Annotated in this window: 12 protein-coding genes; 5 read left to right on the forward strand and 7 right to left on the reverse strand. The window is 63.3% G+C overall.

Annotated elements, in window-relative coordinates:
• The 4 genes from ACK41X_RS18590 to ACK41X_RS18605 form a co-directional block, all read right to left on the reverse strand.
• Nucleotides 1-1,963: xanthine dehydrogenase family protein molybdopterin-binding subunit (locus tag ACK41X_RS18590; RefSeq protein ID WP_409726369.1), on the reverse strand; the 1,963-nt coding region annotated here is incomplete at its 3' end.
• A 112-nt stretch (nucleotides 1,964-2,075) separates the two neighbouring features.
• Nucleotides 2,076-3,170, reverse strand: a complete 1,095-nt coding sequence (locus ACK41X_RS18595; RefSeq protein WP_409726371.1) for a Gfo/Idh/MocA family protein — start codon at nucleotides 3,168-3,170, stop codon at nucleotides 2,076-2,078.
• Nucleotides 3,171-3,247: 77 nt separating this feature from the next.
• On the reverse strand, nucleotides 3,248-3,985 hold the full coding sequence (locus ACK41X_RS18600) for a CoA-transferase (RefSeq protein WP_409726373.1): 738 nt from the start codon (nucleotides 3,983-3,985) through the stop codon (nucleotides 3,248-3,250).
• Nucleotides 3,986-3,995: 10 nt separating this feature from the next.
• Complete coding sequence (locus ACK41X_RS18605; protein ID WP_409726375.1) at nucleotides 3,996-4,832, reverse strand: CoA transferase subunit A; 837 nt, start codon at nucleotides 4,830-4,832, stop codon at nucleotides 3,996-3,998.
• 117 nt (nucleotides 4,833-4,949) lie between these two features.
• Here ACK41X_RS18605 and ACK41X_RS18610 point away from each other — a divergent pair, with 117 nt between their 5' ends.
• The 3 genes from ACK41X_RS18610 (at nucleotide 4,950) to ACK41X_RS18620 (ending at nucleotide 8,211) form a co-directional block, all read left to right on the forward strand.
• The gene (locus ACK41X_RS18610; protein WP_409726377.1) at nucleotides 4,950-5,909 is read left to right on the forward strand and encodes an NAD(P)-dependent oxidoreductase; all 960 of its coding nucleotides are present in this window, start codon (nucleotides 4,950-4,952) and stop codon (nucleotides 5,907-5,909) included.
• Nucleotides 5,910-6,178: 269 nt separating this feature from the next.
• Complete coding sequence (locus ACK41X_RS18615; RefSeq protein ID WP_409726379.1) at nucleotides 6,179-7,210, forward strand: S1C family serine protease; 1,032 nt, start codon at nucleotides 6,179-6,181, stop codon at nucleotides 7,208-7,210.
• Between the two features lie 146 nt (nucleotides 7,211-7,356).
• The gene (locus ACK41X_RS18620) at nucleotides 7,357-8,211 is read left to right on the forward strand and encodes a transglycosylase SLT domain-containing protein (protein ID WP_409726381.1); all 855 of its coding nucleotides are present in this window, start codon (nucleotides 7,357-7,359) and stop codon (nucleotides 8,209-8,211) included.
• A gap of 112 nt (nucleotides 8,212-8,323) precedes the next feature.
• Here ACK41X_RS18620 and ACK41X_RS18625 read toward each other — a convergent pair whose 3' ends face one another.
• Nucleotides 8,324-8,782, reverse strand: a complete 459-nt coding sequence (locus tag ACK41X_RS18625; RefSeq protein ID WP_409726383.1) for an Lrp/AsnC family transcriptional regulator — start codon at nucleotides 8,780-8,782, stop codon at nucleotides 8,324-8,326.
• A gap of 151 nt (nucleotides 8,783-8,933) precedes the next feature.
• Here ACK41X_RS18625 and ACK41X_RS18630 point away from each other — a divergent pair, with 151 nt between their 5' ends.
• Nucleotides 8,934-11,324, forward strand: a complete 2,391-nt coding sequence (locus tag ACK41X_RS18630; protein ID WP_409726385.1) for a transketolase — start codon at nucleotides 8,934-8,936, stop codon at nucleotides 11,322-11,324.
• Here ACK41X_RS18630 and ACK41X_RS18635 read toward each other — a convergent pair whose 3' ends face one another.
• A complete protein-coding gene (locus ACK41X_RS18635) occupies nucleotides 11,325-11,924 on the reverse strand; it encodes a Yip1 family protein (protein ID WP_409726387.1) in 600 nt (199 codons plus the stop codon).
• 87 nt (nucleotides 11,925-12,011) lie between these two features.
• Nucleotides 12,012-13,643 (reverse strand): GMC family oxidoreductase, encoded by a 1,632-nt coding sequence (locus ACK41X_RS18640; protein ID WP_409726389.1) that lies wholly within the window; start codon nucleotides 13,641-13,643, stop codon nucleotides 12,012-12,014.
• A 184-nt stretch (nucleotides 13,644-13,827) separates the two neighbouring features.
• Here ACK41X_RS18640 and ACK41X_RS18645 point away from each other — a divergent pair, with 184 nt between their 5' ends.
• On the forward strand, nucleotides 13,828-14,619 hold the full coding sequence (locus ACK41X_RS18645) for a sulfite exporter TauE/SafE family protein (RefSeq protein WP_409726391.1): 792 nt from the start codon (nucleotides 13,828-13,830) through the stop codon (nucleotides 14,617-14,619).
• The last annotated feature ends 175 nt before the right edge of the window (nucleotides 14,620-14,794 follow it).

Raw genomic sequence — 14,794 nt, forward strand, 5'->3', positions numbered from 1 at the left:
TGCCGCAATCGTCCACGGCATAATAGCCGACCACGGCCACCTCGCCGGTCTCGGGCTCGATTTCGACTTCGGCGATATGGCAGCCATTCGGGAAAGTCTGCGGCGTATCGACATCGCGCTTGGTGTCGAGGCTTTCGGCGATCTCGCCTTTTTCCTTCATCTCGGCCGCTTTTGCCGCAAGTTCGAACAGGCCGATGGACCGGTCTGTGCCGACCACCTCGAACAGACCGCGGCGATAGGCGATGTCCTTCTCGTCGGCTTCGAGAAGCTGCGCGGCCAGCGCGCGGCCCTTCTCCAGCATCGCCTCGATCGTGCGCACGACTGCGGTGCCTGCGGTAATCGTCGACCGCGAGGCAACCGACGGCGCACCCTTGATCTCGAAATCGCTGTCGCCCTGCCGGTGTTTCACCTGCGCCGGGTCGATGGCGAGCTTGTCGGCGACAAGGCGCGAATAAACCGTGGCGTGGCCCTGACCGGTATTGCCGACATTCAGGCTCACCACCAGCGTGCCGTTACCGGGGAAGGTCAGCCACGCGCCTTCGTTCGGCACGCCGCCGGAATGTTCGAGGAAGCAGGAGATGCCGAGGCCGCGCAGCTTGCCTCGCTGGTGCGATTGTGTGCGGCGCTCTTCGAAGCGTTCGATCTGCGCCAGCGCCAGCGCCTTCTCGAAGATTTCAGGAAACTCGCCGGAGTCGAATGTGGTGCCAATCGCTGTCTTGTATGGAATCGCCGCGCGCGAAATCAGGTTCCGCTTGCGGATCTCGACCGTGTCGATTCCGGTCAAGCGCGACGCCTCATCGACCAGCCGCTCGATCAGGTAATTGGCTTCGGGACGTCCAGCGCCGCGATAGGGCCCCGTCGGAATCGTGTTGGTGTAGACGCATTTCACGCCGACATCGATTTTCGGGATATCGTACATGGCCGGAAAGCAGCGCGCGAAATTGTTGGTCGCGAGCTGGATTCCGGCGGAGGCGACATAGGCGCCGAGATTCTGGACTTGCCGCGCGCGAAGCGCGAGAAACTTGCCGTCAGCATCGAGCGCGAGTTCACCAACCGTAACGTTGTCCCGGCCCTGATTGTCGCTGTTGAAGGCCTCCGATCGGCTCGCCATCCAATGCACCCTGCGGCCATATTTCCTGGCTGCCGCAAGAAGCGCCGGATATTCGGGATAGGCGCCGCTCTTCAGGCCGAACGCGCCGCCGACATCCTCGGTCACAACGCGCAGCATCTGCTTGTCGATGCCCAGGATCGACGCCAGCATGTCGCGCATCGGACCCGCGCCCTGCGAGCAGACGCGCAGCGTGTAACGGCCGGTCTTGCCGTCGTAGGATGCCGTGCCGCCGCGGGTTTCCATCGGCGCCATGACGAGACGCTGCTGGACAACCGTCATGCGCGCGACATGCGCCGCCGACTTCATGATGGCGTCGACCGCTGCGACATTCTCCGGATCATCCATCGGGCCGGGATAATCGACCGCAAGGTTCCCCGGGACGTCGTTGTGAAGCTGCGGCGCATCCGGCTTGAGCGCTTCCTGCGCATCGACCAGCGCCGGCAATTCCTCATACTCGACAACAACCCGTTCGGCGGCATCGAGCGCCTGGGCGAGGCTGTCGGCCACGACCATCGCCACCGCTTCGCCGACATGCAGAACCTTGCCCGCAGCAAGACAGGGCCGGTGCGCGAAAATCGCCTTGGTTCCGCCGCGGCCTGGAATCGGCGGGTGCCGCGTCACGCTGCCGATGCCGTCGAGATCGGCCGCGGTCATGACGCCGAGAACACCGGGCGCCTGCAGGGCCTCTTGCAATGAAATCGAGATAATGCGGGCATGGGCATGCGGCGAACGCACGAAAACGGCATGCGCCGCACCCTGCTTTTCAACGTCGTCGACGAATTGACCTCGCCCGCGGATGAGGGCGTCGTCCTCGATGCGGGGGCCGTGGTGGGGGTGATTGTCAGAAGCCATTTCCACGTCTTGGTCGCGCTGTTTCCGTCATGGCAAGGTTCGTCCCGGCCATCCACGTCTCAGTCCCGGGAATAGACATGGATGCCCGGCACAAGACCGGGCATGACAACGGTTATCCGATCGGCGCGCGCTGCGCCTTGATCATGTCCGCGATGCCCGCCAGCGTCTCGTTTGTCAACGGAATCGCGACCGGTTCGCCGCGTTCGGCCGAGAGGTCCGCCGCAAGATAGCATTCCATCACGGTGCGGGCGCTTTCCGGCGACACCATGGGCGGCCGGTCCATGATGCAGGATTCCAGAAAATGGATGGTCTCCGGCCCCATCTGGCCGGCAAAGACATGGTCGACCTGTTCGCCCGGCATGGTCGACATCGGGTATTGCATCCCGTCCTTCACGGTGTTGAGCCAATGGTCGCGCGCCGTGTCGTCGAGAAACAGCGAACCCTCGGTGCCGGTAATCTCAATGGTTGTGGCGCAGTAATTCGGATAGCTCGGCGGCAGATTCCAGCCGCCGCCGATGGCGACCAGCACGCCGTTGTCCATCTTCACCGTCGACCACATGATGTCGTAGGAGCCGTTGACCGGCTGCATGTAGCCATACGCGCCCTGCGAATAGACGCTGACCGGCTTGGCGGGCTCAAGGAGCCAGAACACGATGTCGAGATCGTGGGTGGATTCCATCGCCGCAGGTGACAGCCGCACGCGGCTTGCGATCTTCTTGCCGAGGCTGCGCGACAGATGCCGGCTCACCATGACCGACACCGGCTTGCCGAGCGTGCCGTCGTTCAGTTTCTTCTTGGCGTAAGCGAATTTGGTGTTGAATCGCTGCGAATAGCCGATGGTGAATTTCACATTGTTGCGCTTTGAGAGCGCGATCAATTCGTCGGCCTCGTAGAGTTCGAGCGCGATCGGCTTCTCCAGCAGAACATGCTTGCCGGCTCTGAGGCAATCGCGCGCGATCGGAAAATGGGTATTTTCCGGCGTGGTTGAGATATAGACCACCTTCACCGCGTCGTTCCTGACGATATCCTGGTAGTCGAGCGTCGCCACTGCGGCATTGGTGAGCGCCTGGACTTCCTTCAGCCGGTCGGGCCGGATTTCGCAGACATGCAGTTTCTTCACCAGCGGATAGCGTGACAGCGTCTCTGCGCGGATGCCGCCGCACCATCCGGTGCCGATCACCGCGACTTCAACAGGCTCTACCGGCATTTCGTCTCCCACTGACCTTGTTGTTGTGAGCATTGACGGCGAGATGGATTGCCGGGTCAAGGCCGGCAATGACGGCGTTATGCCGCTTTCACAATGCCGAAAACCTTCTCCGCGAATTGCGGGTAAACCTCCGCCAGTTCAGGTGCGACGGTCTCGCGCAGGAGGCGGAGTGTTTCGGAATCGGGAGCAGGCGTTTCCGGCACCTGGTCCGGGCAATCGAAATCGAAGCCAGTATGCTCCGCGATCTCTGCGACCGTATGTCCGGGATGCACGCTCTGCAGCCGGAAACCGCGGCGTTCCCTGTCGAACGCGAACAGGCAGCGATTGGTGATCAGCGCAACCGGACCGCCAGTGCGGTGGACATGCGGCTCGCTGACGCCGGGCGCGGAGATGAAGTTCACCTTCGGAACCAGCGTGCGGCGCGAATGCTCGGTGCGAAACAGAATCACCTTGGGCACGACGAAATAGAGATAGGCAGAACCGAAGGAGCCGGGAAATCGCACCTGCGGCTTGTCGTGATCGCCGATGCCGACAAGATTGATGTTGCCCTCGCCATCGATCTCGCCGCCGGACAGGAAGAACACATCCATGCGGCCCTGGCCGGCACAGTCGAACAATTCGACTCCGCCCTCGGTGAAGAAGTTGTGCTTGCGGCTTTGCAGGAGCGAGACATAAGGCCGTCCCTGTCCGCGCGCCCGGCAAAGAAGCGCAGCGGCGGCCGGAATCGGCGACGCATTGCCGACCGCGATATGGCGCACCTCGCCGATCAGATCGGCGACACTGGCAATAAGAAGTTCTTCGGGCTGAACGGACATCACAAATGCGCTACGCCGCCTGCTTCTCATAAACGTGTTCATGGAGATAGCGCACGAAGCCTTCTGCGGTTTTTGCAAGCCGCGCATATTCGGCGAGGTGCGCATCGTCGGCCGGATAATGATCCGGCAGCGACAGCGGCCAGGCGCCATTCTCCACCACCGCGACCGCATCCACATAAAAGCCGGGCAGAAGCCCGGCTGCGAAAACCGGATCGTCCAGCAGATTGCCGTCGTGGATTTTCTCCACCGTCACGATGGTCCTGCGCGACGCATGGGCGAGGGTCGCCAGATCGCGCTGGCGGCCGATCCAGACATTGCCGTGCCGGTCCGCCATCGGCGCGTGAAACAGCGCAACGTCCGGACGAATCGCCGGCAGCAGAACGATCGGATCGTCATGGCCGAAAGGGTTGTCGATCACCCGCCAGTCGTCACGGATTTTCATCAGATCGGAACCGATCAGGCCGCGCAGCGGCATGAAGGGATTGCCCTTCTCGCCGGCTTCCAGCGCCGCATAGAGCGCCGGGCAGGTGGCGTCCTTCATGCGGATTGTCCCTTGCGTCATCGCCGCCGTGAATCGCGGCGCCGGCCCATGTTCGCCGAGGCTGACCGCCGAGGTCTCCAGCGTCGCCACGCAGCCCGCCCCGATCAGAAGATCGGCCTGCAAGGTCGAGGCGGGCAGCGCCACGAGATGGAGATTTTTCACCTTGTGATGGGTCTGCTGGCGGCGGATCAGGGCCCGCGTCGCTTCCATGGCGACCCCGGCCTGCTCGCGTGGCACCGCCAGCAGGCAGCCATCCCCGATCTGCGATACCGCTTCGTCGAGCGTCACAATCATTGCAGATTTCACCGGCGGAAAGCCCCCAGACCCGCTGCGATCATAAGTCCCTTCGGCGGCCTTGCGAAGTCCTTGCAGCGTAACCGGTCTGTGTTACGAGACACGCCGCAAACGCCGCAGGAGGAACGTATGGCGACGAGTACGCAGAGGATCGGCTGGATCGGCATGGGCCGCATGGGCTACGCAATGGCCGAATGGCTGCTCAAGTCCGGCTATGAGGTCTCGATCTGGAACCGGACCAAGGCCAAGGCCGAACCGCTGACCAAGCTCGGCGGCAAGGTGGTCGACAGGCTCTCCGACCTTGCCGATGTCGACGTGCTGTTCTCCATCGTCTCCGCCGGCAAGGACGTGAAGGAGGTCTATTTCGGCCCGAACGGCGTTGCCCCGAACGGCAAGGGCAAGATGCCGAAGATCGTGGTCGATTGCTCCACCATTTCGGTCGACGATTCAGCGGAAATCCGCGAGCAGCTGAAGGGCCTCGGCGCCGAATTCGTCGCCTGCCCGGTGTCCGGCAACGCCAAGGTGATCAAGGCCGGAAAATTGTCGGCGGTCGCGTCCGGTCCGGAAGCCGCCTTCCGCAAAGTCGAAGACATGGTGTTGAAGTTTGCGCCCAACGGCGTGTCCTATGTCGGCGACGGCGAACTCGCACGCATCTGCAAGATCGCGCACAATGTCATGCTCGGCGTGGTGATCCAGAACCTGATCGAGATCACGCTGCTGGCCAACAAGATGGGCGTGCCGCGCGAGGCCTTCCTGCGCTTCATGAGCAACAGCGTGATGGGCTCGATGTTCACCCGCTACAAGTCGCCGGCGCTGGTCAATCTCGACTGGACCACCACCTTCACGCCGGAATTGCTCTTGAAGGATCTCGATCTCGGGCTTGAGCTGGGGCGCGAGTGGAAGGTCCCGATGCCGACCACGGCGGCCACGCGCGAAATTCTGCAGGGGCATATCGGCAACGCAATCCTGCAGAAGGATCCCGCGGCCTATCTGGAAAAGGACTTCGCCACCCTGATGGAGACGATGGCCAATCTGTCCGGCATGAAGCTCGAAAGCGAAAACAAAAACGTTCCGACCGGACTGGAATAACGCGTTATTTGCAGCCCGCCGGCTCCGATTGGAACCGGCGGGCACAACCTGGCAGGGCCGCCCCGTTGTTGCGGGTGCGGCCTTTTTGCTTCGACGGGCGTCCCTGCATTCGATCACGCAAAATTTGCCTCGGGAACCGATTTTTGGCCGCAGGAGCGGCCCTGTCAGCGTAGCAATCCCCTTGTGAGAACCGGCGCTGATGCTTCTATAATTGGCACCCGTTTTGCAAAATCCCGATTCGGGGGGTGCTGAGCCCCAGGGAGGCCCTGATGCGAATGTCGCTGCGAAGGCGCGTGGTGCTGTTGCTGGTCTCGGGTCTGTTGGTTGCCACCGCGTCCGGCTTCGCTTTCGCGCAGGGCGACGGCGCCAGGAACGAGGGTGGAAAGACCTCCACGGACGACCTGCTCTCGTCGGTGGTGCGGATCAAGACCTACATCAATCCGGACGGACGTACCGTCGACAATCTCGGTCAGGAGCGCGACGGGTCCGGCATCGTCATCGACGACGACGGCCTGATCCTGACCATCGGCTATCTGATGGTCGAGGCGCATGCGGCGGAAGCAATTACCAATGATGGCCGCAAGATACCGGCAACCGTGGTCGGCTACGATCACGATACCGGCTTCGGATTGTTGAAAGCGGTCGCGCCGCTGAAGGTTCGGCCGATGCTGTTCGGCAACTCTTCCGAAATCAAGGTTGGCGATCCGGTGCTGGCGGCGAGCTTCGGCGGGCGTGACGGCATTGCGCCGGCGCGGGTGGTGTCGCGGCGCGAATTTGCCGGCACATGGGAATATCTGGTCGACAATGCGATCTATACCGCGCCCGCACATTCGCACTGGAGCGGGGCTGCGCTGATCACCCGTGACGGCAAGCTGGTCGGCGTCGGTTCGCTCATCGTCAATGACGCCGCGGGCAATGGCGGCGGCATGGCTGGCAACCTCTATATCCCGACCGACCTGCTCAAGCCGATTCTCGCCGACCTGATAGCCAACGGCTCAGTTAGCGGGAAGCCGAAGCCCTGGATCGGCCTGAACACGCAGGCAACCGAGCGCGGCCTTGTGATCTCCCGCGTCACCCCGCATTCGCCGGCCGAGAAGGCAGGCCTGCGCAAGGGCGATCTGATCGTCAATGTCGGCGGCGATTCGCCGAAGACCCTGCCGGATTTCTACCGCAAGCTCTGGTCGCTCGGCGAGGCCGGCACCGTCGTGCCGCTGAACGTGGATCGCGACGGCAAGGCTGAGCGCTTCAATGTCCAGTCGATCAATCGCATGGATCATCTTAAGCTGAAGAGCACGTTCTGAGGAGACAACCGGCACCCCTCGCCGGAGGTGTGCATGAACGATGCCCTTTGCTGCGAAGCAGGATGTGGGTACCCGGCTCAAGGCCCGGCATGACGCTGCGGAGACGATCGAGGCATCTTCTTGCGCTGGCCTGTGCTGGCGCAACAATGGCGGCTTTTCTTCCGCAGACTCCCGCCAAAGCCGCCGCCTCCGACGATTCCATCTGCCTGCTGATCGAATCCGCGGCCCGCGATCACGGCCTGCCGCTCGAGTTTTTCGCGCGCGTGATCTGGCAGGAAAGCCGCTTCCGCGCCGATGCCGTTGGCCCGAAAACCCGCAGCGGCCATCGTGCGCAGGGCATGGCGCAGTTCATGCCCTATACCGCCGCCGAGCGCGGACTTCTTGATCCGTTTGATCCGGTCCAGGCGTTGCCGAAATCGGCGGAATTCCTGAAGGAACTCTGGCTGCAATTCGGCAATCTCGGCCTTGCGGCCGCAGCCTATAATGCGGGGCCGCGCCGTGTCCGCGAATGGCTCGCCGGCACCGGTCCCATGCCCGGCGAGACGCGCAACTATGTCTCGGCCATCACCGGCATGACCGTCGACGACTGGGCCGCGGAGCGCAACAAGCCAAGCGGTGGCAAGGAGACGCCGAAGCAGGAGCAGAAGCGCGATCCCGGCTGCGGTGAAGTGATGGCGATGCTGAAGCGCTCGCCAAGCCCGTTCCTCGAACAGCTCACGCAGCGGGTCGTCCATTCGCTCGCACAGCCTTGGGGCGTGCAGCTCGGCGCCGGCTTCTCGCGCGACCGCGCCATGGCGATGTATGCGCGGGCGCTGCGCCGGTATGAAAGCGTGCTTGCCGGCAAGGATCCCGGCATCCAGTCGTCGGTCATGCGCACGCGGGGTCGCGCCGTGTTCTATCAGGTGCGGATCGGCGCCGAGACGCGCGCGGAGGCGAATGCGCTCTGCAACAGCCTGCGCAAGGCTGGCGGCGCATGCCTGGTGATGCGGAACCGGGGATAGTTATTCCGGGGTCGCCAGAAGGGCGAGACCCGGAGGCCAGAGCGACGAATAGTGCGTTTGCAACCCCGGATTCCGGGCTCGTTGCTCCGCGACGCCCCGGAATAACGAACATTCACACCGGCAGCACATTCGTGTATTTCACCTGCTCCAGCGCGAAGCTCGACTCGATCGAGGCGATGCCATCGAGCCGGGTCAGTTTCTGCTTCAGAAACTGCTCATAGGCGCTGAGGTCGGCGACCACGACGCGCAGCAGATAGTCGCGCGGGCCGGTCATCAGATAGCATTCCAGCACTTCTGGCCAGCGCGCAATCGCCCGACCGAATTTCGTCAACGCCTCCTCGCGCTGGCTTTCGAGCTTGATCGACACGAACACGGAGACCGGCAGACCGACCTCGCGCTGGTTCAGCACCGCGACATAGCGCGCGATGATGCCGGCCTTTTCCAGCAGACGTACGCGGCGCAGGCAGGGCGATGGCGACAGACCGACCTTTTCGGCAAGCGCCGCAACACTGAGCCGCCCGTCCTGCTGCAGCAGCGCAAGAATCTTGCGGTCTATCGCATCGAGCGGCATTTTGGTCGATCCTACCTAGAAATGCTTTATTATTAGCATTTTCTGCCATTCTTGTCGCAAATTATAGCGCAAAATGAATGCCCCTGCCATGAGCGCCATGCGACACTGACCCCATCCGAACATGCCAGGGATCGCGCCAAAGGAGCGCATCATGCAGCCGTCGCGCATCGAGATCCTGTCCGAACTGGAAAAGAAGGTGCTGTGGCTCGCGAGCTGGACGATCCACAATGCGAACCATATCCGCGAGAATGTCGACGGGCTGAAGGTCGGCGGCCATCAGGCCTCGTCGGCCTCGCTCGCGACCATCATGACCGCGCTCTATTTCGACATCCTGCGTCCGCAGGACCGCGTCGCGGTAAAGCCCCATGCATCGCCGATCTTTCACGCCATCCAGTATCTGCTCGGCAAGCAGACCCGCGAGAAGCTGCAAAATTTCCGCGGCTACAAGGGCGCGCAAAGCTATCCCTCACGCACCAAAGACACAGACGATGTCGATTTCTCGACCGGCTCGGTGGGCTTAGGCGTCGCTCAGACGCTGTTCTCCTCCATCGTCCAGGACTATGTGCATGCGCATGGCCTTGCAAAAGGCAAGCCGGAAGGCCGCATGATCGCGCTGGTCGGCGATGCCGAACTCGACGAGGGCAATATCTTCGAGGCGCTGCTGGAAGGCTGGAAGCAAAGCTTGCGCAATTGCTGGTGGATCGTCGATTACAACCGACAAAGCCTCGATGCCGTGGTGCGCGAAGGCTTGTGGGAACGCTACGAGCAATTGTTCGAGAATTTCGGCTGGCAGGTGGTCATCGTCAAATACGGCTCGCTGCAGGAGGAAGCGTTTCGCGAGCCCGGCGGCGAACGCTTGCGCGCCTGGATCGATGCCTGCCCAAACCAGCTTTATTCGGCCCTGGTGTTTCAAGGCGGAGCCGCGTGGCGCAAGCGCCTCCTCGACGAAATCGGCGATCAGGGACCGGTGACCGCATTGATCGAGAAGCGATCGGACGACGACTTGGCGCGACTGATGAACAATCTCGGCGGCCATGATCTGCCGGCGCTGCTCAAGGCCTTCAAGAGCATCGATCACGATAGGCCGGTCTGCTTCATCTGCTACACGGTGAAGGGCTTCGGCCTGCCGATGGCCGGCCACAAGGACAACCATGCCGGCCTGATGACACCCGCGCAGATGGATGCGTTCCGGTCGCAGAACAATGTGCGCCCGGGCCACGAATGGGATCGCTTCGAAGGATTGACGCTGCCGGAGGAAAGCTTGCAGCGATTTCTTGACACGGTGCCGTTCGCCAAGCGCAAGCCTGCGGTGAAGGCACCGCGCATCGCGATTCCGGCAACGCTATCCGTACCGGCGCAGGCCGTCACCTCGACCCAGACCGGTTTCGGCGCATTGATGAACGAGATCGGCAAGTCGAAGGAGGCTTATGCCGCGCGCATCGTCACGACATCGCCGGACGTCACGGTCTCGACCAATCTCGGCGCCTGGGTAAACCGGCGCGGCCTGTTTGCACGCGAGGCGATGCTCGACACCTTCCGCAACGAACGGATCCCATCGACCTTCGCCTGGGAATTCTCGCCGAAAGGTCAGCATATCGAGCTCGGCATCGCCGAGATGAACCTGTTCATTCTCCTCTCCGCGCTCGGCCTGTCACACGCGATCGAGGGCGAGCGCCTGCTTCCGATCGGCACGCTGTACGATCCCTTTATCGCGCGCGGCCTCGATGCACTGAATTACGCCTGCTACCAGGATGCGCGCTTCATCGTGGTGGCGACGCCGTCCGGCATTACGCTGGCACCCGAAGGCGGCGCGCATCAGTCGATCGCCCAGCCGCTGATCGGCATGGCGCAGGACGGGCTCGCCTCGTTCGAGCCGGCGTTCGTGGACGAACTCGCGGTGATCCTGCGCTTTGCGCTCGACTATATCCAGCGTGACGGCGACGCAGCGCCGTCCGAGAAGACATGGCTGCGCGACGAAACCGGCGGCTCGGTCTATCTGCGGCTCTCCACGCGGCCGATCGAACAGCCGCAACGTGCGATGACGGACGAATTGAGGCAGGGCATCGTCGACGGCGCGTACTGGCTGCGCAAGCCCGGCCCCAATGCGCAGGTCGTCGTCGCTTATTGCGGCGCGATCGCACCAGAAGCCATCGAAGCCGTCGGACTGATGGGCGAGGACCGCCGCGACGTGGGCCTGCTCGCGGTCACCTCCGCCGACCGCCTCAATGCAGGCTGGACCGCGGCGCAGCGGGCGCGCGAACGCGGCCTCGTGCATGCGCGCTCGCATGTCGAGCGGCTGCTGGGCGACGTGCCGCAGGATTGCGGGCTCGTCACCGTCCTGGACGGACACCCCGCCACGCTGTCTTGGCTCGGCGGCGTGCACGGCCATCGCACGCGCGGGCTCGGCGTCGAGCATTTCGGCCAGACCGGCTCGCTGCCCGACCTCTACCGGCATTACGGCATCGATGCGAACGCGATCATCGCGGCAGCGCAGACCCTGACGGCCGGGCGCCCGATCCGCTATCTGCGCGCGCTCGGGTGATCAGTCGTCGGCCGGGCCTTGGAACGGCAGAGCGGTCAGCGCCGCCTGGATCACCGCCATCAGAAGCGTGATGACAACCGCCGCGACCACGATCGCGCCCGCGTAAGCCAGCACCTTCGGCCGCGGCGTACCCATCAGCGGCGGCAGTCCGGTCCACAGCAGACGAATCGCGTAGAGCCCGAGGATTGCGAGAAAGCGCAGGCCGGGCACCATGAGGACGACGCCGACCAGCCAGACCGGCGTGAAGGAATAGGCCGCGAGCTTCAGCGCATTCCTGAAATTGCGCGCGGTCTGGAACAGCGGCGCCATGGCGTCAATGGCGAGCGCGGTCAGATACACGATGACAAAGCTGAACAGATAGCTGATCAGCGCGCGCAGCAGCCCGAAGGGAATCGAATCATGCACCCGGCCTGCCGAGACCGAGACGCCGACGAGACTCGATCCGATGAAGCCGCTGATTGCCGGGATCGCCGCAAGCACCGCAACATAGCTCACGAACAGGCGCATCGGGTCGCGGGGCTCGGTCGCGATCAGCGGCCATTCCCTGCGCGGGTCGGCAATGATGTTTCGGATGCGCGCAAGGAGCGGATGCATGGTCATGGCGACGTCATATCCGCCGACTGTTAGGAAATGGTATGGCGACGCTGCAGACCCCGCTCATTCCCGAGCGGCGGAAAAGGATTGCCTTCAGTTCCGCGCATCCTCCCGCACCATCATCGCCCCCTTCTCCGCGATCATCATGGTCGGGGAGTTGGTATTGCCGGACGTAATCGTCGGCATCACCGAGGCGTCGATCACCCGTACATTGTCAAGTCCGATCACCCGCAGCCGCTCGTCCACCACCGCCATCGCGTCATCCGGCCGGCCCATTTTCGCGGTGCCGACCGGGTGGAAGATGGTGGTTCCGATATCGCCGGCCGCTTTCGCGAGCGCCGCGTCGTCATCGCTGCGAATGGTTTCGCCGGGCAGATACTCAACCGGCTGATATCTCTGCAGCGCCGGCTGCGCAATGATGTTGCGTGCAACGCGGATCGAATCCGCCGCGACCTGCCGGTCCTCGTCGGTTGCGAGGTAGTTCGGCTGGATCGCCGGCTTTTCCGTCGGATCGGCGCTGCGCAGCCGGACGTGACCGCGGCTCGACGGCCGCAAATTCGCAACACTCGTCGTGAAGGCCGGGAAGTCGTGCAGCGGATCGCCGAACTTGTCGAGCGACAGCGGCTGCACATGAAACTGGATATTCGGCCGCTCGTAGCGGGCGCTCGATCTTGTGAAGGCGCCGAGTTGTGAGGGCGCCATGGTCAAGGGCCCGCGGCGGCGCAACGCATAATCGAGGCCCATCAGAACCCGCCGGACCGGCGATTTGTAGGTCTCGTTCAGCGTGGTCACGCCCGTCACCCTGTGGATCAGTCGCAATTGCAGATGGTCCTGCAGGTTTTCGCCCACGCCGGGCTTGTCGAGAACGGGCGCGATGCCGTGTTCGGCGAGATGCGCGGCCGGTCCGATACCCGATAGCAGCAGCACCTGCACCGAACCGATTGCGCCCGCCGACAGGATCACGTCGCCACGGCAGCGCGCGGTCTTGCTCTCGCCATTCTGGGAGAACCGAACGCCGGTCGCACGCCTGCCCTCGAAATCGATCTTCTCCACGAGGCAGCCGGTCTCGACCCGCAGATTGCCGCGATTCATCACCGGCTTGAGGAAGCCGCGCGCGGCGGACCAGCGACGTCCCATCTTCTGGTTCACGTGGAAATAGCCGCAGCCCTCGTTGTTGCCGGTATTGAAATCGTCGCATTTCGGAATGCCGGCCTGCTCTGCTGCCTCGCGGAACGCATCGGTGATGTCCCAGCGCAACCGCGGATATTCCACGCGCCACTCGCCGCCCCTACCATGGTGTTCGCTGTCGCCGAGGAAATGATCGAGCTGCTTCTTGAACAGCGGCTTCACGTCGTCCCAGCCCCAGCCGGAGAGACCGAGCTGCCGCCAATGGTCGTAATCGCCGGCCTGTCCGCGCATGTAGATCATGGCGTTGATCGCCGACGATCCGCCCAGCACCTTGCCGCGCGGGTAGGCAAGCGAGCGGCCGTTCAGACCGGGCACCGGTTCTGTCCGAAACATCCAGTCCGAGCGCGGATTGCCGATTGCGAACAGATAGCCGACCGGAATGTGAAACCAGATCCAGTTGTCGCTCCCTCCGGCTTCCAGCAAAAGCACGCGCCTGTGCCGATCCGCGGAGAGCCGGCTGGCCAGCACGCAACCGGCGGATCCCGCGCCGACGATGATGGTGTCGTAGTCGCCCTCGAGTGGCACTGGCCTGGTCATTGGCGTTTCCAAAACGCTTTCTGGTTCCTGGATCAATCTTGGCAGAACGTCATGCTTTGCTAAAGTGTCGGTCCATGGCGCGCATCGGGCATGCGGCGCTTCCCCATCCGGAACGGCGGTTCCTCGATTGAATCGAAGCGCTCTGGCGACACCTCCCTGTCGTTCAGGCACGAGGAACCGCAACTTGAACAAAATCCTGAACGCATCCGTCGGATTCGGTGCCGGATTCGCGGGCGGCCTGATCGGACTGGGTGGTGCGGAATTGCGGCTCCCCTATCTCGTGGGCGTGGCCGGGCTTACGCCGCATCAGGCGGTGCCGGTCAACCTGGCGGTGAGCCTCGCCACCATCCTCGCCGCAATCCCGATCCGCGCACTCGCGCTGGACGCTCCGGCGGTCGCGCAGCATCTCACCGAGGTGTTCGCCATTGCGCTCGGCGCCGTGATCCTGGCCTATCTTGGTGTCGGCTGGTTGCGGCGGATGTCGCCGGCACTTTTGAGCAAGGTCATCTTCGTTTTGCTGGTGGCGCTGGGCGTTAGCCTCCTGGCCGAAGCCTTCGTGCCGCTCGTGTCCGACGGCTTCCTGCCGCAAATCGTTGCGCTCCGCGCCGCGGCAGGTCTCGCCTTCGGCGCAGCGATCGGGACCATCAGCAGCGTGCTCGGTGTTGCCGGCGGCGAGGTCATCATACCAACATTGGTTTTCGCCTACGGGATCGACATCAAAACCGCGGGGACGCTCTCTCTCCTTATCAGCGTTCCGACAGTCCTGATCGGCATCGCGCGGCACGCGAAGCATGGCGCATTCAGAGACACGCAGCGCAATGTCGCGCTGATTGTCCCGATGGCGCTCGGGTCGATCGCGGGCGCGATCCTGGGCGGTCTCGCCGCGGGCTTCTTTCCCTCGTCCGCTATCAAACTGATCCTCGGCGTGCTGCTGATCTGGTCGGCATGGAAGGTGTTCGGTCATGCGTCGCGCTGACACGGGTTGCGCGGGAAGGAGATTTTGCTAAGCTAGAGCAGCGACTGATGGCGCGCTGTGCGCGCGCCGTAATATGCGGAACGGCGGTTCCCGGCATTGTCGCATTTGCTCATCCATCGTTCGCTGACCGGCGCAGGGCCTCCTGCGCCCGCAGCGCATCCGAACCCGGAGAACC

This window comes from Pseudorhodoplanes sp. (assembly GCF_046289595.1).
GTDB lineage: Bacteria > Pseudomonadota > Alphaproteobacteria > Rhizobiales > Xanthobacteraceae > Pseudorhodoplanes.

Coding starts and splice junctions, on each gene's coding strand:
- ACK41X_RS18595 (WP_409726371.1), bottom strand. CDS start 3,170: ATGCCGGTAGAGCCTGTTGAAGTCGCGGTGATCGGCACCGGATGGTGC.
- ACK41X_RS18600 (WP_409726373.1), bottom strand. CDS start 3,985: ATGTCCGTTCAGCCCGAAGAACTTCTTATTGCCAGTGTCGCCGATCTG.
- ACK41X_RS18610 (WP_409726377.1), top strand. CDS start 4,950: ATGGCGACGAGTACGCAGAGGATCGGCTGGATCGGCATGGGCCGCATG.
- ACK41X_RS18615 (WP_409726379.1), top strand. CDS start 6,179: ATGCGAATGTCGCTGCGAAGGCGCGTGGTGCTGTTGCTGGTCTCGGGT.
- ACK41X_RS18620 (WP_409726381.1), top strand. CDS start 7,357: ATGGCGGCTTTTCTTCCGCAGACTCCCGCCAAAGCCGCCGCCTCCGAC.
- ACK41X_RS18625 (WP_409726383.1), bottom strand. CDS start 8,782: ATGCCGCTCGATGCGATAGACCGCAAGATTCTTGCGCTGCTGCAGCAG.
- ACK41X_RS18630 (WP_409726385.1), top strand. CDS start 8,934: ATGCAGCCGTCGCGCATCGAGATCCTGTCCGAACTGGAAAAGAAGGTG.
- ACK41X_RS18635 (WP_409726387.1), bottom strand. CDS start 11,924: ATGACCATGCATCCGCTCCTTGCGCGCATCCGAAACATCATTGCCGAC.
- ACK41X_RS18640 (WP_409726389.1), bottom strand. CDS start 13,643: ATGACCAGGCCAGTGCCACTCGAGGGCGACTACGACACCATCATCGTC.